21 protein-coding genes are annotated in these 22,008 nt (G+C 67.3%); 13 read left to right on the forward strand and 8 right to left on the reverse strand.

Features of this window, described 5'->3' with window-relative positions; translation table 11 throughout:
• Window positions 1-13: 13 nt before the first annotated feature.
• Window positions 14-487 (reverse strand): hypothetical protein, encoded by a 474-nt coding sequence (locus AC1DVA_RS19290; RefSeq protein WP_476806943.1) that lies wholly within the window; start codon window positions 485-487, stop codon window positions 14-16.
• A gap of 319 nt (window positions 488-806) precedes the next feature.
• Between AC1DVA_RS19290 and AC1DVA_RS19295 the strand changes: the two genes are divergently transcribed.
• The 10 genes from AC1DVA_RS19295 to AC1DVA_RS19340 all read left to right on the forward strand — a co-directional run bounded on the left by AC1DVA_RS19295 (window position 807) and on the right by AC1DVA_RS19340 (window position 12,053).
• A complete protein-coding gene (locus AC1DVA_RS19295; RefSeq protein ID WP_265051860.1) occupies window positions 807-1,463 on the forward strand; it encodes a helix-turn-helix domain-containing protein in 657 nt (218 codons plus the stop codon).
• A 171-nt stretch (window positions 1,464-1,634) separates the two neighbouring features.
• Entirely contained in the window at window positions 1,635-3,257 is a 1,623-nt protein-coding gene (gene ccoN, locus AC1DVA_RS19300; RefSeq protein WP_442865057.1) for a cytochrome-c oxidase, cbb3-type subunit I, read from the forward strand.
• A 13-nt stretch (window positions 3,258-3,270) separates the two neighbouring features.
• On the forward strand, window positions 3,271-4,035 hold the full coding sequence (gene ccoO, locus AC1DVA_RS19305) for a cytochrome-c oxidase, cbb3-type subunit II (RefSeq protein WP_476806944.1): 765 nt from the start codon (window positions 3,271-3,273) through the stop codon (window positions 4,033-4,035).
• A gap of 11 nt (window positions 4,036-4,046) precedes the next feature.
• A complete protein-coding gene (locus tag AC1DVA_RS19310) occupies window positions 4,047-4,202 on the forward strand; it encodes a cbb3-type cytochrome c oxidase subunit 3 (RefSeq protein WP_265051862.1) in 156 nt (51 codons plus the stop codon).
• 2 nt (window positions 4,203-4,204) lie between these two features.
• Entirely contained in the window at window positions 4,205-5,089 is an 885-nt protein-coding gene (gene ccoP, locus AC1DVA_RS19315; RefSeq protein WP_476806945.1) for a cytochrome-c oxidase, cbb3-type subunit III, read from the forward strand.
• A 31-nt stretch (window positions 5,090-5,120) separates the two neighbouring features.
• The gene (gene ccoG / locus AC1DVA_RS19320) at window positions 5,121-6,545 is read left to right on the forward strand and encodes a cytochrome c oxidase accessory protein CcoG (RefSeq protein ID WP_265055009.1); all 1,425 of its coding nucleotides are present in this window, start codon (window positions 5,121-5,123) and stop codon (window positions 6,543-6,545) included.
• A gap of 20 nt (window positions 6,546-6,565) precedes the next feature.
• A complete protein-coding gene (locus AC1DVA_RS19325) occupies window positions 6,566-7,087 on the forward strand; it encodes a FixH family protein (RefSeq protein WP_476806946.1) in 522 nt (173 codons plus the stop codon).
• A gap of 1 nt (window position 7,088) precedes the next feature.
• Complete coding sequence (locus AC1DVA_RS19330; protein ID WP_265051865.1) at window positions 7,089-9,275, forward strand: heavy metal translocating P-type ATPase; 2,187 nt, start codon at window positions 7,089-7,091, stop codon at window positions 9,273-9,275.
• Between the two features lie 2 nt (window positions 9,276-9,277).
• Window positions 9,278-9,427, forward strand: coding sequence for a cbb3-type cytochrome oxidase assembly protein CcoS (gene ccoS, locus AC1DVA_RS19335; RefSeq protein WP_265051866.1), 150 nt, complete (start codon window positions 9,278-9,280; stop codon window positions 9,425-9,427).
• Window positions 9,428-9,539: 112 nt separating this feature from the next.
• The gene (locus tag AC1DVA_RS19340; RefSeq protein ID WP_476806947.1) at window positions 9,540-12,053 is read left to right on the forward strand and encodes a DNA translocase FtsK; all 2,514 of its coding nucleotides are present in this window, start codon (window positions 9,540-9,542) and stop codon (window positions 12,051-12,053) included.
• 27 nt (window positions 12,054-12,080) lie between these two features.
• Here AC1DVA_RS19340 and AC1DVA_RS19345 read toward each other — a convergent pair whose 3' ends face one another.
• Entirely contained in the window at window positions 12,081-12,908 is an 828-nt protein-coding gene (locus AC1DVA_RS19345) for a DUF2182 domain-containing protein (RefSeq protein ID WP_265051868.1), read from the reverse strand.
• On the reverse strand, window positions 12,905-13,684 hold the full coding sequence (locus AC1DVA_RS19350) for a DUF899 domain-containing protein (RefSeq protein WP_265051869.1): 780 nt from the start codon (window positions 13,682-13,684) through the stop codon (window positions 12,905-12,907). Before AC1DVA_RS19350 ends, AC1DVA_RS19345 begins: the two co-directional genes overlap by 4 nt.
• A gap of 122 nt (window positions 13,685-13,806) precedes the next feature.
• Between AC1DVA_RS19350 and AC1DVA_RS19355 the strand changes: the two genes are divergently transcribed.
• Together AC1DVA_RS19355 and AC1DVA_RS19360 are read left to right on the forward strand one after the other, a co-directional pair.
• Window positions 13,807-15,015: a helix-turn-helix domain-containing protein gene (locus AC1DVA_RS19355; RefSeq protein WP_476806948.1), complete on the forward strand. Its 1,209-nt coding sequence runs from the start codon at window positions 13,807-13,809 to the stop codon at window positions 15,013-15,015.
• Window positions 15,016-15,060: 45 nt separating this feature from the next.
• Window positions 15,061-15,699, forward strand: coding sequence for an NHL repeat-containing protein (locus AC1DVA_RS19360; protein WP_265051871.1), 639 nt, complete (start codon window positions 15,061-15,063; stop codon window positions 15,697-15,699).
• Between the two features lie 102 nt (window positions 15,700-15,801).
• Here the strand turns inward: AC1DVA_RS19360 and AC1DVA_RS19365 are convergent, their stop codons facing one another.
• From AC1DVA_RS19365 to AC1DVA_RS19375, 3 genes are all read right to left on the reverse strand, one after another.
• Window positions 15,802-16,809: an amino acid ABC transporter substrate-binding protein gene (locus tag AC1DVA_RS19365; RefSeq protein ID WP_265055010.1), complete on the reverse strand. Its 1,008-nt coding sequence runs from the start codon at window positions 16,807-16,809 to the stop codon at window positions 15,802-15,804.
• A 107-nt stretch (window positions 16,810-16,916) separates the two neighbouring features.
• Window positions 16,917-18,080 (reverse strand): M20 aminoacylase family protein, encoded by a 1,164-nt coding sequence (locus AC1DVA_RS19370; protein ID WP_476806949.1) that lies wholly within the window; start codon window positions 18,078-18,080, stop codon window positions 16,917-16,919.
• Between the two features lie 102 nt (window positions 18,081-18,182).
• Window positions 18,183-19,076 carry a LysR substrate-binding domain-containing protein gene (locus AC1DVA_RS19375; RefSeq protein WP_476806950.1) on the reverse strand — a complete coding sequence of 298 codons (894 nt, stop codon included), beginning with the start codon at window positions 19,074-19,076 and terminating at the stop codon, window positions 18,183-18,185.
• Between the two features lie 130 nt (window positions 19,077-19,206).
• Between AC1DVA_RS19375 and AC1DVA_RS19380 the strand changes: the two genes are divergently transcribed.
• Complete coding sequence (locus AC1DVA_RS19380; RefSeq protein WP_265051874.1) at window positions 19,207-19,911, forward strand: SDR family oxidoreductase; 705 nt, start codon at window positions 19,207-19,209, stop codon at window positions 19,909-19,911.
• A 26-nt stretch (window positions 19,912-19,937) separates the two neighbouring features.
• Here the strand turns inward: AC1DVA_RS19380 and AC1DVA_RS19385 are convergent, their stop codons facing one another.
• A complete protein-coding gene (locus tag AC1DVA_RS19385; RefSeq protein ID WP_265051875.1) occupies window positions 19,938-20,957 on the reverse strand; it encodes a GGDEF domain-containing response regulator in 1,020 nt (339 codons plus the stop codon).
• 11 nt (window positions 20,958-20,968) lie between these two features.
• A complete protein-coding gene (cheB, locus tag AC1DVA_RS19390) occupies window positions 20,969-21,985 on the reverse strand; it encodes a chemotaxis response regulator protein-glutamate methylesterase (protein ID WP_265051876.1) in 1,017 nt (338 codons plus the stop codon).
• Window positions 21,986-22,008 lie beyond the last annotated feature (23 nt).

Here is a 22,008-nt window from a genome sequence, read left to right on the forward strand (position 1 = left end):
TGATTGAGACAGGTCAATTCCAGGGGGCGGGCTCCATGCGGGCCCGCCCGAGGACCATCACGCGATCGACCTGGAACCCCGAGCGCTGCAGGGCATCGTGATCCTGCGGCCAGGCGGCGGAGCGTTCCAGCGAGATCGCGATCCGGGGCAGGTCGAGCTCGACCGCGAGCTGGTTGGCGAAGCGCAGCAAGGCGTCGACCAGATGCGTTCCCGGCAGGCGCAGCATCGCCAGTTCGAAAATCTCGAGCGTGGTTCCTCCGCTGATCGTTTGCGCGACACGGAAGGTGAACAGGGCATGGGGCATGCCGCGCACATCGCGCAGCGAGAAGACGCCGCGCGGCCGCGCCCCGTCCTGCGAATGGTCGCGCACGAAGGCGGCCCAGTCGTCGGGCGTCACCTCCGGATGCAGCATGGCCACGAGGCCGTAGACGGCGTCGGCTCCGGCCGGCGCGATGCGCGCGACCTCGAAGATGTCATCGCCCGTCACGTGCGGCTTCTCCCGAATTGCAGGCGCGCACGGTGGTTGGCGGGCCTGTGTTGTCGCATTGATCTGGATCAATTTCGTCGGCTGCGACGGCAAGCGTGCTTTGTGACCCTGTCCGCCTCGGTTATGGTCGCCATAGATCGCAATGCGTCCTCTTGGACGCGAGGTTGCGATCTACTCTTTAGTTTGGGCATCGGGCTTTTTCCGAAAAGCGGTTTCCACTTTTCTCGGTCCGATGCTCTAGCGGGAAGATGCGATCGTGAACTGTCACCCCTCGGCCTGTAGCGCTACGAACCGCGGCGATGGCGGCTGTCGCAACTGCATGGTCCGCCTGGTGAGCGTCTGCGCCTCGCTCTCGGATGACGAGTTGGCCCTGCTCGAATCCCTGGCCCATCCCACGCATTTCTCTTCCGGCGAGACGCTGTTCACGCAGGGGCGCGAGGCCCATTCCGTCTACAACGTCACCGCCGGCGTGGTGCGTCTCTACAAGCTGCTCTCGGATGGCCGGCGCCAGGTCGTCGGCTTCGCCCTGCCGGGGGATTTCCTCGGGCTCGCCATGCGCGACGCCTATGGCTTCTCGGCCGATGCGATCGGCGAGGTCGCGGTCTGCGCCTTCTCGCGCGGCGCCTATACCGCGCTGGTCGACGCCAAGCCGCATCTGCTGAAGCGGCTGCACGAGTTCGCGACGCATGAACTGACGCTCGCCCATGAGCAGATGATGCTGCTCGGCCGGCGCACCGCCGAAGAGAAGCTGATCTGCTTCCTGCTCGGCATGCAGCAGCGCTGGGCAAGGCTCGGCAAGCCCTCCGTCACGGTGCCGCTGCCGATGACGCGGCAGGACATCGCCGACTTCCTCGGCCTCACCATCGAGACCGTGAGCCGCACCTTCACCCGCCTCGCCAAGGACAAGACGATCCTGATCGTTCCCGGCGGCGTGCGCGTGATGAATCCCGAGCGGATGAGCGCCGTCGCGGCCTGAGGCCTGCGCGCTCTCGCCGCAACCGCCTGCCCGTTTCCTTGACCTGAATCAACGCCCGGCTTCCGGCCGCTCGCTAAGCCTCCTCTTCATGGCGCGCTCATGCGCCGGACGAAGCGGGAGTCGGATGTGACGGCAACGGCAAGCCAAGTCAGGCAGGCGACTGTCGGCGAAATGATCGGCATGCTGATCGCGGCGGCCTGCGTGCTGCCGCTGATCGTCGTCTCGGCGCTGACCGAAAGCTCCGGCTACGCCTTCCATGCGGCGCTCGGCGTCGTCGCGGCCGCGGCTGCCGTGATCCTGATCGCGAACCGCTGCTTCGACGGCTCGCCCGCGGTTTCGCCGCAAGAGATCGACGGCAAGCCGAACTACAACATGGAGCCGGTGAAGTTCGCGACGGTGGCCGCGATGGTGTGGGGCATCGCCGGCTTYACCGTCGGGCTGATCATCGCGCTCCAGCTCGCCTTTCCCGTGCTGAACTTCGACCTGCCCTGGATCAATTTCGGCCGGTTGCGCCCGCTGCACACCTCGGCCGTGATCTTCGCCTTCGGCGGCAACGTGCTGATCGGCACATCCTTCTATGTCGTTCAGCGCACCTGCCGCGCGCGTCTGGCGGGCATCCTGTCGCCCTGGTTCGTCGTCCTCGGCTACAACTTCTTCATCGTCATCGCCGGCACGGGCTACCTGCTCGGCATCACCCAGGGCAAGGAATACGCCGAGCCGGAATGGTACGCCGACCTGTGGCTGACCATCGTCTGGGTCACCTATCTTCTGGTCTTCCTCGGCACGGTGATGAAGCGTCGGGAGCCGCATATCTATGTGGCGAACTGGTTCTATCTCGGCTTCATCGTCACCATCGCGGTCCTGCATATCGGCAACAACGTCGCCGTGCCGATCTCGATCCTGTCGCCGAAATCCTACGGCCTCTGGTCGGGCGTGCAGGATGCGATGTTCCAGTGGTGGTACGGCCATAATGCGGTCGGCTTCTTCCTCACTGCCGGCTTCCTCGCGATCATGTACTACTTCGTGCCCAAGCGCGCGGAACGGCCGATCTACAGCTATCGGCTCTCGATCATCCATTTCTGGGCCCTGATCTTCATCTACATCTGGGCCGGCCCCCACCATCTCCACTACACCGCGCTGCCGGACTGGGCGCAGACGCTGGGCATGACCTTCTCGATCATGCTGTGGATGCCCTCCTGGGGCGGCATGATCAACGGTATCATGACCCTGTCGGGCGCCTGGGACCGGCTGCGCACCGATCCCGTGCTGCGGATGATGGTGGTCTCGCTCGCCTTCTACGGCATGTCGACCTTCGAAGGCCCGCTGATGTCGATCAAGGCCGTGAACGGCCTGTCGCACTACACCGACTGGACCATCGGCCATGTCCATTCCGGCGCGCTCGGCTGGGTCGCCTACATCTCCTTCGGCGCGATCTATTGCCTCGTGCCCTGGCTGTGGAACCGCAAGGGCCTCTACTCGCTCAAGCTGGTGAGCTGGCACTTCTGGATCTCGACGCTCGGCATCGTCTTCTACATCACGGCGATGTGGGTCTCGGGCATCCTGCAGGGCCTGATGTGGCGCGCCTACACCGCGCTCGGCTTCCTCGAATATTCCTTCATCGAGACCGTCGCGGCGATGCACCCCTTCTACGTCATCCGCGCGATGGGCGGGGCGCTGTTCCTGATCGGCGCGCTGATCATGGCCTTCAACCTCTGGATGACCGTGCGCTCCGAGGCGGAGGCAGACATGCCGCGCTCCGAGGTCCCCTCGTCGCTGCTGGCCGTGGCCGCCTGAGAAAGCTTCCGCAATGACGAGCATCGAACACAAGCCCGCGCGCCGCTCGCTCTGGGCCAAGCACAAGATCTTCGAGACCAACTCGATCGTCCTGGTCATCGGCACGTTGCTGGTGATCTCCATCGGCGGCCTCGTCGAGATCGCGCCGCTCTTCTATTTGAAGAACACTATCGAGACCGTGCAGGGCATGCGTCCCTACACCCCGTTGGAGCTTGCGGGCCGCGCGATCTACGTCCGCGAGGGCTGCTACAACTGCCACAGCCAGATGATCCGGCCGCTGCGCGACGAGGTCGAGCGCTACGGGCATTATTCGCTGGCCGCCGAGAGCATGTACGACAAGCCCTTCCAATGGGGCTCCAAGCGCACGGGACCGGACCTCGCCCGCGTCGGCGGCAAGTATTCCGACGAATGGCAGCGCGCGCATCTGGCCGAGCCGCGCGCGGTGGTGCCGCAGTCGATTATGCCGGGCTATCCCTTCCTGGCCAAAACCGAGCTGTCCCATAGCGACATCGCCGACGAGCTGCGCGCCAACCGCGCCGGCGGCGTGCCCTATAGCGACGAGATGATCGCGCAGGCGCAGAGCGACCTGAAAGCGCAGGCGACGCCGGACCATCCCGGCCAGTCCGATCTGGAGAAACGCTACCCCAAGGCGCAGTCGCGCGATTTCGACGGCGACCCGCATCGCATCACCGAAGCCGACGCCTTGATCGCCTATCTGCAGGCGCTCGGCACGCTGGTCGACTTCAAGCTCTACGACGACAAGGCCAACATCCGCTGAGCGAGGCCACCATGCAAACGACCTATCACTGGCTCGCCGGCTTCGCCCAGTCCGCCGGCCTTCTCTACTTCGTCGCCGTCTTCCTCGGCGTCTGCTTCTACGCCTTCTGGCCGAAGAACCGCGCCCGCTTCGAGCAGGCCGCGCTCAATCCGCTGCGCGAGGACTGACCATGGACCAGCGTCACGACGCCCCCGAGATCGACCCCGTCACCGGCCACGCCACGACCGGCCATGAATGGGACGGTATCCGCGAGCTCAACACGCCGCTGCCGCGCTGGTGGCTCGGCATCTTCTACGCCACCATCATCTGGTCCTTCGGCTACTGGATCGTCTACCCGGCCTGGCCGCTCCTGACCGACGCGACCAGGGGCGTGATCGGCTACGCCACCCGCTCGGACATCACCGTGCAGATGAACGAGCTGAAGGCTCAGCGCGCGGCGCTGGCGGCCGGCATGACTGAGGCCACACCCGCGCAGATCAAGGCCGATCCCAAGCTGTTCCAGATCGCGACGGCCCAGGGCAAGGCCGCCTTCGGCGACAATTGCGCGGCCTGCCATGGCGTCGGCGGCGCCCGTGCCAAGGGCTATCCCAACCTCAACGACGACGACTGGCTCTGGGGCGGCTCGCTCGACACGATCATGCAGACGCTGCGCCACGGCATCCGCGTCGCCGGCAATGACGACACGCGCGTCAGCCAGATGCCGGCCTTCGGCCGCGACGGCCTGCTGAAGCGTGGCGAGATCAACGCCGTCGCCAACCATGTCCGCGAACTCGCCGGCCTGCCGACGGAGCCGAAGGCGGATCTGGCACTCGGGCGCAAGCTCTTCGCCGACAACTGCGCCGCCTGCCACGGCCCGGCCGGCAAGGGCAACCAGGAACTGGGCGCGCCGAATCTGACCGACGCGATCAGCCTCTACGGCATGGACATGGCCTCGCTGACCGAAACCATCGGCAACAGCCGCAACGGCGTGATGCCGGCCTGGGGCGGGCGGCTGGACGAGACGACGCTGAAGGCGCTGACCGTCTACGTCCACTCGTTGGGGGGAGGGCAGTAGCGTGAGCACCGCCGGGACCGATCCCGACGACATGCCGCTCTTCGCGGCGTCGCGGAAGGTCTATCCGCAGAGCGTCTCCGGCCCTTTCAGGCGCGCGAAATGGCTCATCCTTTTCCTGTGCCTCGGCATCTACTACCTGCTGCCCTTCCTGCGCTGGGATCGCGGCCCACATCTGCCTGATCAGGCGGTGCTGGCAGATATCGCCAACGGCCGCTTCTACTTCTTCTTCATCGAGATCTGGCCGCAGGAGGTCTACTACTTCACCGGCCTGCTGATCCTGGCCTCCTTCGTCCTCTTCCTGATGAATGCGGTCGCCGGCCGGGTCTGGTGCGGCTATCTCTGCCCGCAGACGGTCTGGACCGACCTCTTCCTCGCCGTGGAGCGTTTCTTCGAGGGCGACCGGCGCGAGCGCATGCGCCGCGACGAGGCGCCATGGAGTGCCGACAAGCTCTGGCGCAAGAGCGCCAAGCACGCGGTGTGGCTCGTCATCGCCTGGTGGACCGGTGGCGCCTGGGTGCTCTACTTCGCCGATGCGCCGACGCTGGTGCGCGAGCTCGCGACCTTCACGGCGCCGATCTCGGCTTATGTCTGGATCGCGATCCTGACCTTCACCACCTATTCGCTCGCCGGCATCATGCGCGAACAGGTCTGCAAGTTCATGTGCCCCTGGCCTCGGATCCAGGCCGCTCTGACCGACGACGAGGCGCTGAACGTCACCTATCGCTACGATCGCGGCGAGCCGCGCGTCTCGGTCAAACAGGCCCAGAAGCTCAGGGCGCAGGGCGCGCCCGCCGGCGACTGCATCGATTGCCATCAATGCGTCGCGGTCTGCCCGACCGGGATCGACATCCGCGACGGCGCGCAGGTCGATTGCATTCAGTGCGGCCTGTGCATCGATGCCTGCGACACCGTCATGGCCAGGATCGGCCGCCCGACCCGCCTGATCGCCTATGACACCGAGACCAACGTCAAGCGGCGCATGGCCGGAAAGCCGGCGATCTATCGTCCGCTGCGGGTGCGCACGCTTATCTATGCGGCGCTGATCGTCGTCGTCGGCGGCGCCATGCTCTGGCAGCTCGCGACGCGCCGGACCGCGGACATTTCCGTGCTGCACGAGCGCGCCCCGCTCTTCGTGACGCTGAGCGACGGCTCGATCCGCAATGCCTATGCCGTCCGTCTGCTCAACAAGCGCCCGCAGGTTCGCCCCTTCGCGCTGACTGTGGCCGGCCTGCCCGGTATCCGCATCGATGCGGTCGGTATCGCGCCCACTGCGGATCTGCGGCCGGTCGTCACCGTCGATCCCGATTCCTCGCGCGAGGTGCGCGTGCTCGTCACCGTGCCGGCCGGCGTGCCGCTGGAAGCGTCGCAGGCCATCACCATCACCGCCTCGGATCTCTTCGCCGGGGAGACCGTGCGCGCGACCGACCATTTCATGGCGCCCGGAGCCAAACCATGAGCTGCTGCGGAGTTTTCCTGATGTCCTGCGACGCCCCTGCCGCCCCGCGCCCACGACGCCCCTTCGAACTGACCGGGTGGATGGTCGCGGCGATGCTGGTGCTGTTCTTCGGCGTCATCGTCTCCGTCAACGCGACGATCCTCACGGTGGCGCTGCGCACCATGCCGGGCGTCGAGACGCGCAGCGCCTACGAGACCAGCCAGCATTTCAACGAGGAAATCGCCCGCCAGCACGAGCGCGACGCGCGTGGCTGGAAGGCCGCGGCCACGCTCTCCCGGCAAGGCGAGGGTGCGACGCTCGGCGTGACCCTGGCGGACCGTCTCGGCCAGCCGCTCTCCGGCTTCACCGCGACGGCGCGATTGCGCCACCCAGCGACCTCCGCGCGCGATCACGCCGTCACGCTGAACGAGGGCCAGCCCGGACGATACGACGCGAATTTCGACCATATCGAAAGCGGCGCCTGGATTCTCGAATTGCAGGCGCGGCGCGGAGATGAGGTCGTCTTCGTCTCCCGCAGCCGCATCACCTTGCCGGAGAGATGATATGGCCGGGCAGGATCTCTCCGTCTTCGTGCGTCGTCGCGATGGCGGCGTCGCCAGCATGGAGCTGGCTGTCGACGGCATCCGCTGTGCCGGCTGCATGCAGGCGATTGAGAGCGGGCTTAGCCGCGAGCCCGCCATCCTCGGCGCCCGCGTCAATCTCGCGCTGAAGCGCGTCTCGGTCGAATGGCGGGAGGCGCTGCTGCGGCCTGAAGCGGTCGTCGACAAGCTCGCCGTGCTCGGCTTCAAGGCCTATCCTTTCGTGCCGGAGCGGCAGGAGGATGGCGCCGTCGCCGAGGAGCGCAGCCTGATGCGCCGGCTCGGCGTCGCCGGCTTCGCCTCGATGAACATCATGCTGCTCTCGGTCGCGGTCTGGTCCGGCAATAGCGGCGACATCGACCCGACGACGCGCGACTTCTTCCACTGGCTCTCCGCCCTGATCGCCCTGCCGACCGCCGCCTATGCCGGCAGGCCCTTCTTCGAAAGCGCGCTCCGGGCGCTGAAGGCCGGCGCGGTCAATATGGACGTGCCGATCACCATCGGTGTGGTGCTGGCGTTAGCCATGTCGGTCGCCGAAACCTGGAGCCATGGCCGCCACGCTTATTTCGACGGCGTGGTGATGCTGCTCTTCTTCCTGCTGATCGGACGCTATCTCGACCAGCTGATGCGGCGGCGCACCCGCGATCTCGCCGGCAATCTCGCCGCGCTCAAGGCCGAGACCGCAACGCGGCTCGCCCCGGACGGAAGCTGGACGATTACCCCCATCGCCGCGATCGAGCCCGGCGATTGCGTCCTCTTACGCCCCGGCGAGCGGGTCTCGGTCGACGGCATTGTCGAGACGGGAAGTTCCGAACTCGACCGGAGCCTCATCACCGGCGAGACCACCCCGGCCGCGATCGGCCATGGCGAGCGCGTCCATGCCGGCACGCTGAACCTCACGGGCGCGCTGACCATCCGCGTCGAGGCGGCCGGGCAGGGCACGCTGCTCGACGAGATCGACCGCTTGATGAGCCAGGCCGTCGGCAGCCGCTCGCGCTATGTCCGCCTGTCGGACCGCGCTGCGCGGCTCTATGCGCCGGTGGTCCACACGCTGGCGGCGGCGACCTTCCTCGGCTGGCTCGCCTGGGGACTCGCCTGGCCCGAGGCCCTGATGATTGCCGTCACCGTGCTGATCATCACCTGCCCCTGTGCGCTCGGCCTCGCGATACCCGCCGTGCAGGTCGTCGCGGCCTCCGCCCTGTTCAAGCGCAAGATCATGCTGAAGGAGGGCGACGCGCTGGAGCGCCTTGCCGAGGCCGATATCGCCGTCTTCGACAAGACGGGAACGCTGACCCTGCCCGAGCCCGACATCCTCAATCCCGACGCGCTCCCGCCCGAGCGCCGGGCCGAGATCGGCGCGCTTGCCGCTGCCAGTCATCACCCGCTGGCGCAAGCATTGGCGCGAGCGCTCGGCGTCACTTCCGCGAAAACCGATGTCCGTGAAGAGCGCGGCCAGGGCCTCTCGACTGGCGCGGGCGAGGATGAGCAGCGGCTCGGCAGCCTCGGGTTCTGTAATGCCGAAGCGGAGGCCGCTTCGGTCAAGACGCAACACCCCGGCGCCTCCCTCATCGCCTATCGCCATGGCGCCTACCGGACCGTGCTTGCGCTGGGGCAGAGCCTGCGTCCGGAAGCCCGAGAGACGATTGCAGCCTTGCGCGCGGCGGGGCTCGAGATCGCGATCCTCTCCGGCGACCGTCCGGAAGCTGTCGCGCCGATCGCGGCCGAGCTGGGGATTACGCATGTGCAGGCTGGCCTGCTGCCGGGCGACAAGCTCAACCTGCTCGACAGCATGGCGGCGAATGGCCACAAGGTCCTGATGATCGGCGACGGCCTCAACGACGCGCCGGCGCTGGCGGGCGCGCATGTCTCGATCTCGCCGGTGAGCGCCACCCATCTCGCGCAGGCGGCGGCCGATGTCGTCTTCCTCGGCGACAGCCTCGCTCCGGTTGCCGCTGCGCTCGACATCTCACGCAAGGCGCGTGGGCTGATGCTGCAGAACCTATGGTTCGCCGTGCTCTACAATGCGGTGGCGGTGCCGATCGCGATTGCCGGGCTGGCGACGCCGCTCGTCGCCGCCGTCGCCATGTCCGGCTCTTCCCTGGTGGTGACGCTCAACGCCCTGCGCGCCCGCTCGGCGGCTTCGGAGGCTTAGGCATGAACATCATCGTGATCCTGTTTCCGTTGGCGCTGGGGCTGGGGCTGGCCGGACTCGGCGCCTTCTTCTGGTGCATGCGATCAGGCCAGTTCGCCGATCTCGAAGGGGCGGCGTGGCGCGTCCTGCAGGATGACGACGCCGACGACTGAGGTCCGTCGGCTCGTTTCGCGTCACTTCGGGAGCGCTCGATTCATGGGGCCTTAACCCTGCCCGGCTAGTCCTGCGGGACAGGTTAACGAGTTGTCGTGTTCGCCCAAGCCCATGCATAAAACGGATCGTCACCGCCGCGCGAACCCCATCGTTTCCGAGGGTTTTCGTTCCGATCAGCCCGAGGAGCCGGCGCAGGCTCTGGTGCTGCACAGGTCGGCCCGCCGGCCTGCGGCAGAGCCGGCGGAGCCCTCTTTCACGTGGCCCGAGAACGTGCGTTTCACCCGCACGCCGGACAGGTTGCGCAAGGCGGCGCAGGCCGAAAAGGCTGCCTCCTCAGTCGAGCTTGGCGACGGCGACGTTGCCAGCCCGTTGGCCGAGCCGGCAGCCGGCGCGAATCGCGTCCGCTTCTGGCGCACGCCAGACCATCTCATCAAGGAAGTCTGGGGCACGCCGTCGCTGGCGGGCATCCCGCACAGCCCTGCGGATCTGCCTGCCGCCCTCGATGCCGAACCGGACGAAGCGATGGCTCCGCTTATCGAAGAAGCCTTCGAGGTGGTGGAAGAGGTCGTCTGGCCGCAGCTTGAGACCGAGGCCGAGCAGGCGACCACCCCGCTCGCCTTCATTTCCGATCATGCCTTCTGGGAATGCGTGCCCGCTGCCGAACGGGACGACGCCGAGTTTTCGTTCGAAACCATCCCGCTTCCCGCAGATCGCGCGGGCGTTCCGGATGTGCTGGACGCCTTGCCTGACGAAGAGCCTCGCGCGCGGCGGACAGATAACGTGTCGCTTCAGCCTGAAACGCCGCATGTTTCCACCTCCGTTGGCGTTCCGGCCTGGTCCGGTCTCGGCTGGAGCCAGGGCTATCAGGTGAGCCTCCAGCTCTCGGGCCAAACCTGGCTCGCTCCGGTCGCGAAGGAGCGCCCGGTCGAGACCGTCGCTGCCGTCCAGCCGGAGCGCGAGATCGTGGCGAAGCCTGGCGTAGCGGTGGCACGCGGTACGCGGCCTCATGTCGATCCCGAGCCCGTCAGGCCCAAACCTGTCCGGCCGAGGGCTCGCGTCATCGAGGTCCTGCCGGCGCCGGTGCAGGATGAGGGCTTCCAGCTTCCGCCGATCGAATTCCTGGCCGAGCCGCCGCTGACGCAGGATGAGGAACTGCCGGTCGAGGTCCTCCAGCAGAATGCCGGCCTGCTCGAAGGCGTGCTCGAAGACTTCAATATCAGGGGCGAGATCGTCCAAGCCTGCCCCGGCCCCGTCGTCACCCTCTATGAGCTCGAACCGGCTCCCGGCATCAAAAGCTCCCGCGTGATTTCGCTAGCCGACGACATCGCGCGTTCGATGAGCGCGGTATCGGCGCGTGTCGCGGTGGTGCAGGGCAAGAACGCCATCGGCATCGAACTGCCCAATGCCAGGCGCGAGACGGTGTTCCTGCGGGAGCTGCTCGCCAGCCAGGATTTCGAGGCGACCAAGCACAAGCTCGCGCTCTGCCTCGGCAAGACCATCGGCGGCGAGCCGGTGATCGCGGATTTGGCGCGCATGCCGCACCTGCTCGTCGCCGGCACCACCGGCTCGGGCAAGTCCGTCGCGATCAACACCATGATCCTGTCGATCCTCTACCGGCTGAAGCCGGAGGAGTGCCGCCTGATCATGGTCGATCCCAAGATGCTCGAGCTCTCCGTCTATGACGGCATCCCGCATCTGCTCACCCCCGTCGTCACCGACCCCAAGAAGGCGGTCGTGGCGCTCAAATGGGCGGTGCGCGAGATGGAGGAGCGCTACAAGAAGATGTCGAAGCTCGCSGTGCGCAACATCGACGGCTTCAACGCCCGCGTCGGCGAGGCCAAGGCCGCCGGCGAGGTYATCACCCGCACSGTCCAGACCGGCTTCGACAAGCACAGCGGCGAGGCGATCTACGAGGAGGAGGTCATGGACCTCGAGCCTCTGCCCTATATCGTCGTCATCGTCGACGAGATGGCCGAYCTGATGATGGTCGCCGGCAAGGAGATCGAGGGCACGATCCAGCGCCTYGCCCAGATGGCGCGCGCCGCCGGCATCCATGTCGTGCTGGCGACGCAGCGSCCCTCGGTCGACGTCATCACCGGCACGATCAAGGCGAACTTCCCGACCCGGATCTCCTTCCAGGTCACCTCCAAGATCGACTCGCGCACCATCCTCGGCGAGATGGGCGCCGAGCAGCTGCTCGGCCAGGGCGACATGCTCTACATGGCCGGCGGCGGSCGCATCACCCGCGTSCACGGCCCCTTCGTCTCGGACAACGARGTCGAGAAGGTCGTCGCCCATCTCAAGACGCAAGGCCGGCCGCAATATCTCGACGCCGTCACCTCCGAGGAGGAGGAAGCCGGCGAGGACGAGGACGGCGCCGTCTTCGACAAGACCGGCATGGGTTCGGTCGAGAGCGACGACCCCTACGAGCAGGCCGTGGCGGTCGTCTTGCGCGACAAGAAGGCCTCGACCTCCTACATCCAGCGCCGCCTCCAGATCGGCTACAACCGCGCCGCCTCGATCATGGAGCGCATGGAGAACGACGGCATCGTCGGGCCGGCCAATCACGCAGGCAAGCGCGAGATACTCGGAGATGCTGCCCGTCCGCGCGATGAAGAGGACTGATCGGCGGCAGCCGAGGCAGTGCGGCGTTCAGGCCAGTCTGCACGCGAGTTGAAGCGCGCCAACTACGATGATGCCCGCACCGAATGCCTGGCCGACCGGGCCGCTTCTCGGCAAAAGCCGCTCCGCGGAGATCGCCGCCGTGACGAGCGCCATGAGCCTTAGGTCCATGATGCCACCGACGATCAGAGCCGTCATGGGAGCGATGCAGGACGCGCAGCAGCGGAAACCGAGGCGCAGGCCCTGAGCCCAGACCGCAGCCTTGCCAGCAGGCAGCCCGATCTTCCCCGGCGCTTTCCCACAGGCAGCTAGAAGTCGCTGTCTGGCTAAGGAGAGCTGAAACGCACCGGCGGCGATGAGGGCCACGCCTCCCCCGCTCGGAAGCGAGCGCGCCAGCGCCGGAGCCTGGATCGCCGCCGAGGCCAAGGCGCCACCGAGCACGAAGAGGATCGCGCCCAGCCCGGTCCAGATGGCGAGGTAGCCGGCTGCCATGACTGCCGCCAGGAAATCGGGATACGGACAGCCCGCCGTCGCAAACGCCTGCCGGTACTTCCACAGCGCCGGCGTCAGGGCGGGCAGCATCATCGCAATCGTCATCGCCAGCCACATCCCGAGGAAGGAAGCGGCAGCATCGGGCCATGACTGGCCGCACATCGGCAGCCAGACGCCCGACATCCACCAGCCGCCTGCCATCGGCACTTCGGGCATCGCGGCCATCGCGTCGCTTTGGGCGATCGTGATGCCGGTCGCAGCCCCGAAGAGCAGGGCGAGGGCACCGAGAAAGACGGCTCCCGCGAGGGGCGCGGCGGCTGCGCCGCGTCCCTCTCCCTTGCCGAAGCCGGTCTCGATCGCCGTCACGCGGAGACCTGCCGGGCGCCATAGCGGTCATGATGGCGCCACCAGGGGCCCTCCGCCTCGTTGCGCCCCTTGGGAGCGCGGTCGAGCCAGGGATACATGCCCCAGATGCCGTCGACCCCGCGCGAATAGGTCGAATAGGTGTGGTAGATGGCGCCGCCCTCGCGGATGAAGGCGCTCATGCCCGGCCGGTCGCGGTGATAGGTCGGGACGTCCGTTCCGGCCATCGTGGCGAAGGCACGCTCGACCGCATTGCCGCCCGAGCGCCATTCGAATTTCGGCGTGTGCTGGAAGTTGTAATCGACCCCCTTCGTGCGCTCCTGCTCCTCGGTGAAGGAGACGTTGAAGTCGAAGTTGAAGTCGCTTCCGCCCGAGGAGGCCCAGGGGAAGCTCCAGCCCATCCGCTTGCGGAAGCCGAGCAGCTTGGCGAGCGGTGCGCGCGACACCGCCCAGAGCATCACGTCATGGTTGGCGAGATGGGTCGTCACGCCGTTGAACCCGTCCGCGATCGCCGAGCAGGAGGGGCAGCCGGCCTCGTAATCGGGGCCGAACATGAAATGGTAGACGAGGAGCTGCGAGCGGCCCTGGAACAGGTCGGCGAGCGCGGCCTCCCCCTCTTCGGTGTCGAAGCGATAGTCATTGTCGACCCGGACCCAGGGCAATCCCTGCCGCAGCTGCGCCAGCTCGTCGCCGCGTTGCGTGTGCTCCTTCTCGGCCTGCAGCAGCTTGAGCCGCGCCGCGAGCCATTCCTCGCGCGTTCCGATGGTATGTGTCGTCATCGTGCTTCGCTCCTGTCGTCGGATGTGATCAGCGCCGCCCGTTCTGCTCTCGATGCGGCGTCCCGGTCGGTGGTAAGGCGGAGTGACAGAGGGGTGGGAGTGACAAGTTTGGCGGGATTCGGATGGACTCGCTGATCACGGCCGCGGCGCGGGCGCTCGCCTCGGGCGATCCGCTCGGCGCGCTGGACCGGGTCGCGCTGCGGGACGATCCGCCGGCGCTGGCGCTGCGCGGCATCGCGATGGCGCAGCTCGGGGACTTCCCGCGCGCCAAGATATTGCTGCGACGCGCGGCCCGCGGCTTCGGCAACAGGGAGGCCGCCGCCCAGGCGCGCTGCGTCGTCGCGGAAGCCGAGATCGCGCTGGCTTCGCGCGATCTGAACTGGCCTGTGAAGCGGCTTGCTGCTGCAGCCGCGGTCCTGTCGACGCATGGTGACCGGATCAACGCCGCCCATGCGCGCTATATCGAGATTCGCCGTCTCCTTCTGATCGGGCAGCTCGATGCGGCGGAACGGGCGCTCGCGACGATCGAGCCTGAGGAACTGCCGCCGGCGCTGCAAGCGGTGCATTGGCTGGCCGGCGCCGGGATCGCGCTGAGGCGGCTTCAGGCGGCGGCCGCGCGCTCGGCGCTCGCTGCCGCATCAGGAGCCGCGCGCCGGGCCGGGATCCCCGCCCTGATGGCCGAGGTCGACGGCGCGCAGCTCATGCTGGAGGCGCCGACGGCGCGGTTGCTTGCGCGGGGCGAGGAGCGGCTCTTGCGGCTGGATGAGGTCGAGGCCCTGCAATCGACCGAGGCGCTGGTCGTCGATGCCTGCCGCTATGCCGTGCGCGGGCCGGACGGGGCTGTATCTCTGGCGACGCGACCTGTCCTCTTTGCGCTGGCGCGCGAGCTGGCCGAGGCATGGCCGGCCGATGCGCCGCGGGATGCCCTGATCGCGCGGGCCTTCCGCTCGAAGCTGACGGATGAATCGCATCGTGCCCGGCTGCGCGTCGAGATCGGCCGGCTTCGCGCCGCCATCGAGCCGCTGGCGCAGGTGAGTGCGACGCCGCGCGGCTTCGCGCTTTCGCCACGCGCAGCTCCCGAGGTGGTCGTGCTGGCGCGGCCGGTCGAGGAGAAGCATGCGGCGGTGCTCGCGCTCCTCGCCGATGGCGAGACCTGGGCGAGTTCCGCGCTGGCGGTTGCGCTCGGCAGCAGCCAGCGGAACATTCAGCGCGCGCTCGACGCACTGGCCGAGGGCGGCAAGATCCAGTCCTATGGGCGGGGCCGGGCGCGGCGCTGGGTGATGCCGCCGACGCCGGGATTCGCGACCGCCTTGTTACTCACCGCCCTATGATGGGGCAGACTAGATGGACGGCATCGCATCCACCGGAGTGAAGCCATGACGACATCCAACGCCGACATCATCCGCGAATACGGCCCCTTCCCCGGCGTCGAGAAGGTCGGCGGCGTCAGCTTCGACGGCCGGCGGGTCTGGTTCGCCTCGGGCGACCGGCTGAACGCGCTCGATCCCGAAAGCGGGCAGGTGGAGCGCGCGATCGAGGTGCCGGCCCATGCCGGGACCGCATTCGACGGCACGCATCTGTTCCAGATCGCCGAGGATCGCATCCAGAAGATCGAGCCCGAGACCGGCCGCGTCGTCGCGACCATTCCGGCCCCCGCCGGTGGCGGCGATTCAGGTCTGACCTGGGCGGAGGGCACGCTCTGGGTCGGGCATTATCGCGAGCGGAAGATCCACCAGATCGATCCCGATACCGGCAAGATGCTGCGCACCATAGAGTCCAACCGCTTCGTCACCGGCGTCACCTGGGTCGACGGCGAATTCTGGCACGGCACCTGGGAGGGCGACGAGAGCGAGTTGCGGCGCATCGACCCGGTTTCCGGCGAGGTGCTGGACAGTCTCGTGATGCCGGCGGGAGAGGGTGTCTCCGGGTTGGAGTCGGACGGGGGAGACCTGTTCTTCTGCGGCAGCGCCGGCAAGGGCACCGTCAGGGCCGTACGCCGGCCGAGGCGGGCCTGAGCACTGCGCCCCGCCGAGATCGGCGAGGGAGCGCGATCACCACTCCGGTGAAGCTAGCGCCACGGCCGGATGCATCCCGGGCCGTGGCCTTTCGACGAAGTCTTATCGGATCGGCGGCGCGTAGTGCAGGCCACCGTCCTTCCAGGACGCGTTCAGCCCTCTCGCGATCTTCAGGGGGCTGTCCTTGCCGACATTGCGCTCGAAGATTTCGGCATAGGAGCCGACCTTCGCGACGATGTTGTAGGCCCATTGCCTGGGCAGGCCGAGGCCGGGCCCGAGTTCGCCCTCCTTGCCGACCAGCCTGAGGATGTTGGGGTTCGCGGTCGTCGATGCGGCCTGGTCGATGTTCTTCGAGGTCAGGCCGAGCTCCTCGGCGGAGTGCAGGACGTGCAGCGTCCATTTGACGATGTTGTACCAGGGGTCGTCGCCCTGCCGGACGGCCGGGCCGAGGGGCTCCTTCGAGAGCGTCTCGCCAAGCACGGCATGCTTGTCGGGCTCGGTCAGCTTCGACCGGAAGGCGTAGAGCACCGAGCGGTCGGACGAGAAGGCGTCGCAGCGCCCCGACTGGTAGGCCTGCGCCGCTTCCTCCTGCGTCGCATAGGCGACGATCTCGTTCTTCAGGCCGTTGACCCGGAAGAAGTCGGTCAGGTTGAGCTCCGTCGTGGAGCCCTGGTTGGTGCAGATGGTCGCGCCGTTCAACTCCTTGGCGTTCTGGATGACGCCGGAGCGGACCATGATGCCCTGGCCGTCATAGTAGTTCACGCCGGCAAAGATGATGCCGTTCGTGGTCTCCCGGCCGAGCGTCCAGGTCGTGGTGTTGAACAGGATATCGACTTCGCCGGTCTGGAGCGCGGTGAAGCGGGAGGCCGGGGTTAGCGGCACGATCATGACCTTGTCCGGATCGCCGAAGATCGCCGCTGCGACGGCCCGGCAGACATCGATGTCGAGGCCCCGGTATTTGCCGCTCGCGTCTGGGATGGAGAAGCCGGGCGTTCCGGCGGTCGAGCTGCACTTCACCGCGCCGCGCTTGGTCACGGTGTCGAGCGTCGCGGCCTGGCTGGCCGAAAGCGTCGCAGAGCAGATCAGGGTGGCGATTCCGATTGATTTCAGCATGTTCTCCTCCGGTTTTTATCGTTGGGAAGGGGCGATGGCACAGCTCCGCCGGGCATCGCCTTCGGTGGCCGAAAGGATGTCGCGGAGAATGCGAGGGGGATGGCTCAGGCGGCGGGCAGGCGCCGACGCACGATGGCGGCGTGGAAGCCGGCGCCGTAGCGCAGGCTATCGTCGTTGAAGTCGAAACCTGGGTTGTGCAGCGGCGCGGAGTCCTCGCCATTGCCGATATTGGCGAAGCAGCCGGGGACAAAATCGAGGAAGCGGGCGAAATCCTCCGAACCCGTCATCGGCTCGCGCGCGACGGCGACGTTTCCATCGTCGAACACGGTTCGGGCTGCTGCGAATGCCTCCTGCACCAGGGCCTCGTCGTTCACCAGCGGCACGAATTCGCGGGTGTAATGCAGGGTGGCGCTGAGATTGTAGCTCTGCGCCGTACCCTGCGCGATGATCCCCATCTGCCGCTCGATCTCGGCGCTGACCTCGGGCCGGAAACTGCGGGCATCGCCGAGGATGCGCGCGGTTCCGGGCAGGACGTTGCGCGTGCCGTCGGTCAGAAGCTCGGTGACGGAAACGACCGCGATATCCGCCGGGCTTAGCCGTCGCGAGACGATGGTCTGGAGACCAGTGACGAGCGCGCAGGCGGCGACCAGCACTTCGTTGCCCGTATGCGGCCGCGCCGCGTGGCTGCCGACCCCCTTGAGTACGATCTCGAAATTGTCCTCAGCCGACATGAAGGAGCCGACCCGTGTCTGGAACTTCCCGATGGCGAGGCCGGGCATGTTGTGCAGCCCGTAGATCTCGTCGAAGGGAAACCGCTCGATCAGGCCATCGGTCAGCATCGCGAGCGCGCCCTTGCCCCACTCCTCGGCGGGCTGGAACAGGAAGCGCACCGTGCCGTCGAAGCCTCCCTCCGTCGCCAGCAGCTTGGCCGCGCCGAGCAGCATCGCCGTATGCCCGTCATGGCCGCAGGCATGCATCACGCCGGGCGTCTGCGATCGATGAGGATGGTCGCCTTGTTCGGTGATGCGCAGCGCGTCCATATCGGCGCGCAGCGCGACAGCCCTGTTCCCGTTGCCCCGCTTCAGCGTGCCGACGACGCCGGTGCCGCCCACGCCTTCGACCACCTCGTCGAGCCCGAACTCGCGCAGCTTCGCGGCGACGAAGGCGGAGGTCACTTTTTCCTCGAAACCGAATTCGGGATGGGCATGCAATTGACGCCGCCATGACGTCATTTCGGTCTGAAGGGCATCAGGATCGAGTTTTGGCATCGGTCGCAGCCTCGTTTGCATCTCCGGCCGATGGATAGTGCTTTCGGCGCGAAAGAGGCGCTGCAATCCTGCGCGCGGGATGCAAGTTTGTTGCGCAGGGCCTCATCGGGCCTTGGCGGCTTCGCTCAGCCATCGGCACACGGTTGCGATAGGCTCCGGGTGCCGCGGCCGGCGCGGCGAGACGATGTAGAAGCCCGCCTCGGCCACAAGCTCGATCCCGAAGAGGGGCACCAGGCGGCTGCGCGCGATGTCGTCATCGGCCAGGAACCGGCTCGTCAAGGCCAGACCCTGCCCGGCGATGGCCGCTTCCAGCGCGAGTGCGGTCTGGTTGAAACGGATGTTCTGGGCGGGCTTCGGTGCCGTGCCCGGGAAAACCCTTTCCAGAAAGGCCGGCCAGAAATCATGGCCGTCGTGCAGGAGCGGGTAGCGCGCGAAATGGCCGGGATCTCGAGGATCTCCGATTCTCTCGAGAAGCAGCGGGCTGCCGACCGCGATGATCGCTTGCTCGTACAGCAGTTCGGCGTTCAGCCCCGAGCCGAAGGGTGGCCGCCCGAGCCGGATGGCGAGATCGACCGCATCCGTTCGGAAGTCGGAAAGGCGATCGGTCGCAACGATGCGCAGCTCGATCCCCGGATGCGCGGCCGTGAAATCCGGCAGGCGCGGAATGAGCCAGCGGGAGGCGAAGCTCGGCGTCACGCTGATGGTCAGGTGCAGCGGCGCTGGTCTGAGATTCTCCGTCGCATCGGAGATCAGCTCGAAGGCGCGCCGGACCGAGGCGACGTAGCTGCGCCCGGCCTCCGTCGGCACGAGGGTCCGCGGCTGCCGCTCGAACAGCTTGAGCCCGAGCTCGGCTTCGAGCTGGCGGATCTGCTGGGCGACCGCGCCCTGCGTCACGCCGAGTTCCTCGGCGGCGAGGCGGAAGTTCAGATGCCGGGAGGCGACCTCGAAGACGCGCAGGCCGTTGAGCGAGGGAAGGCGATGGGTTTGGCCGTTCATGCGATAGTTTTTCTACAGGCAGACGCGAACGGAACTCGTTCGTCAGGTCCGGGCCGGAGTGATAAGAAGGCCTTCTGACCTTTTGGAATGCGCAACTCGATAGTGCTGCGCAGCGACGACGGAGACAAGCATGTCGGCAGAAAAAGTGGCTCTGGTGACTGCGGGCGGCAGCGGCATGGGCGCTGCCGCGGCCAGGCGTCTGTCCGCGGACGGTTTCCGGGTCGCCATTCTCTCGTCCTCCGGCAAGGGCGAGGCGCTGGCGAGCGAACTCGGCGGGATTGGCGTGACCGGCTCCAACCAGTCGAACGACGATCTGCGCCGCCTCGTCGATCTCGCGATGGAGCGCTGGGGGCGCATCGATGCCCTCGTCAACAGCGCCGGCCACGGGCCGCGCGCGCCCATCCTCGATATCACCGATGAGGATTGGCACCGGGGCATGGACACCTATCTGCTGAACGTCATCCGCCCGGTGCGGCTGGTGACGCCGATCATGCAGCAGCAGAAATCCGGCGCCATCGTCAACATTTCGACGGCCTGGGCCTTCGAGCCGAGCGCGATGTTCCCGACCTCGGCGGTGTTCCGCGCGGGTCTCGCATCCTTCACCAAGATCTTCGTCGACACCTATGCGGCGGACAGCATCCGCATGAACAATGTCCTGCCGGGCTGGATCGATAGCCTGCCGGCGACGGAGGAGCGCCGCCAGAGCGTGCCGATGGGGCGTTACGGCACCAGCGCGGAGATCGCAGGCACCATCGCTTTCCTGGTCTCGCCGGATGCCGCCTACATCACCGGCCAGAATCTGCGCGTCGACGGCGGCATCACCCGGTCCATCTGAGACCAGGCGCCTCGTCGCCTCGGACTTCAGCCGGCGGGCATGTCCGCGAAGACCGCGCGGTCCCGCCCGGCATTCTTCGCGCGGAAAAGCGCGAGGTCGGCGGCGTTGACGACGCTCTCCGGGTTGTTTTCGCTGTTCGGCCAGGCGGTCGCGACGCCGGCGCTGATCGTGACGCGCCCCGAGCCATGGGCGATGTTCAGGTCGCGCACGCCCTCGACCATGCGCTCAGCGACAAGCACGGCGCCTTCCTGCGATACGTCTGTCAGGATCACCACGAACTCCTCGCCGCCGAAGCGGGCGGCCAGGTCGGTCGCGCGGCAGGCGCCGCTCTGGATCACGCCGGCAACCTGCTTGAGGACATCGTCGCCCGCGAGGTGGCCGTAAGCATCGTTGTAGCGCTTGAAATGGTCGACATCGATCATCAGCACGGACAGCGGATTGCGAGTCCTCGTGCCCCGTTTCCACTCGGCTGCGAGATATTCGTCGAAATAGCGGCGGTTGCCGAGCCCGGTCAGCCCGTCGATCCGCGTCAGGCGTTCCAGCTCGAGATTGGCGCGCATCAGCTCGCGCTGGCTCTCGCGCAGGGCCCGATAGGCCTCGTCGCGCTGGACGTGATCGAGATAGGCGCGGGTGTGATAGCGGATTCGGGCGATCAGCTCGACCTTGTCGGGCAGCTTGACCAGATAGTCATTAGCGCCGGCCTGAAAGGCTTCGCTCTTGATCGCCGGGTCTTCCTTGGTCGAGAGCACGATCACCGGGACAGCGTGCAGCGAGGGGTGCTGGCGGTAGCGCCGCACCAGATCGAGCCCGTCGACGCCGGGCATCACCAGATCCTGCAGGATGACGGTCGGCTTGACGCGTTGGGCGACCTCGATCGCCTCGAGCGGATCGGTGCAATAATGGAAGTCCAGATCGCCATGATGGGCCAGCGCCCGCCGGACCGCTTCGCAGACCATCACTTGGTCGTCGACCAGCAGGACCATCGAGAGGTAGCTGTCGGCCGGGGAGGGCACATTGGGCGCGGATGGAGATGGTTCGCCTGCCATGGGAAGCCTTTTTATGGGGCCGGCTGGCCGCAGGCCTCGACAAGGCGCGGCGCGATCGCGGTCAGCGGCAGAATTTCGGCGGCAGCGCCGATTGCCGCGGCTGCCTTGGGCATGCCGTAGACGGCGCTCGTCGCTTGGTCCTGTGCGATTGTCAAATGATGCTTGTCGCGCAGAAGTTTCAAGCCGCGCGCGCCGTCCCTCCCCATGCCCGTGAGGAGCACGCCGACCGGCTCGCCCCGCCACTGCTGTGCGACGCTCTCGAAGAACGTGTCGACCGAGGGCCGGTACGGGTAGTCGCGCGGCTCGGCTCGGTAGCCGAGCTCGCCTCCCGCCTTGAGCACGAGGTGGTCGGCACTCGCCGCGATCAGCACGCTTCCCGGCACCGGTCGATCGCCTTCCAGGGCAGGGCGAACCGCGAGTCCGCATTGCTGCTCCAGCCAGCTGGCGAAACCCGGCACGAACTGGGCGTCGAGATGCTGAACCAGGATGATGGCCGCCGGAAACCCGCGCGGCAGCCCCGCGAGCAATGTCGCGACGGCGGTGGGGCCGCCGGCCGAAGCGCCGATGGCGACAAGCTGTGCCGAGCCGAAGCGCCTGGCCGGCATGCGGGCCCTGCGCGCCGGCGGCAGATCGCGGGAGAGGCGGGCGATGGCGGTCATGCGCGCCAGCAGCGCGTCGCCCTGGCCGGAAGCGATGCCATTGGTGCCGACCGAGGGGATGTCGACGGCATCGAGGGCGCCGTAGCCCATCGCTTCGTAGACGCCGGATACATTCGCATCGACGCTGGCCGTGACGAGCAGGATGGGGCAGGGCGTCTCGGTCATGATGCGCCGCGTGGCCTCGATGCCGTCCATCACCGGCATGTTCAGGTCCATCAGGACCAGATCGGGGCGATCGTGCCGGCAGGTCTCCACGGCTTCGCTGCCGTCCCTCGCAATCCAGGCGACCGTGTGCTCCGCCGTCGAGGTGACGATCCGGCGCAGGACTTCGACGGCCATCGGCAGATCGTTGACCAGACCGACTCTCATGAGAAGCTTCTCATCTGGTCGCG

It is taken from the genome of Allobosea sp. P4_C6 (assembly GCF_056402015.1).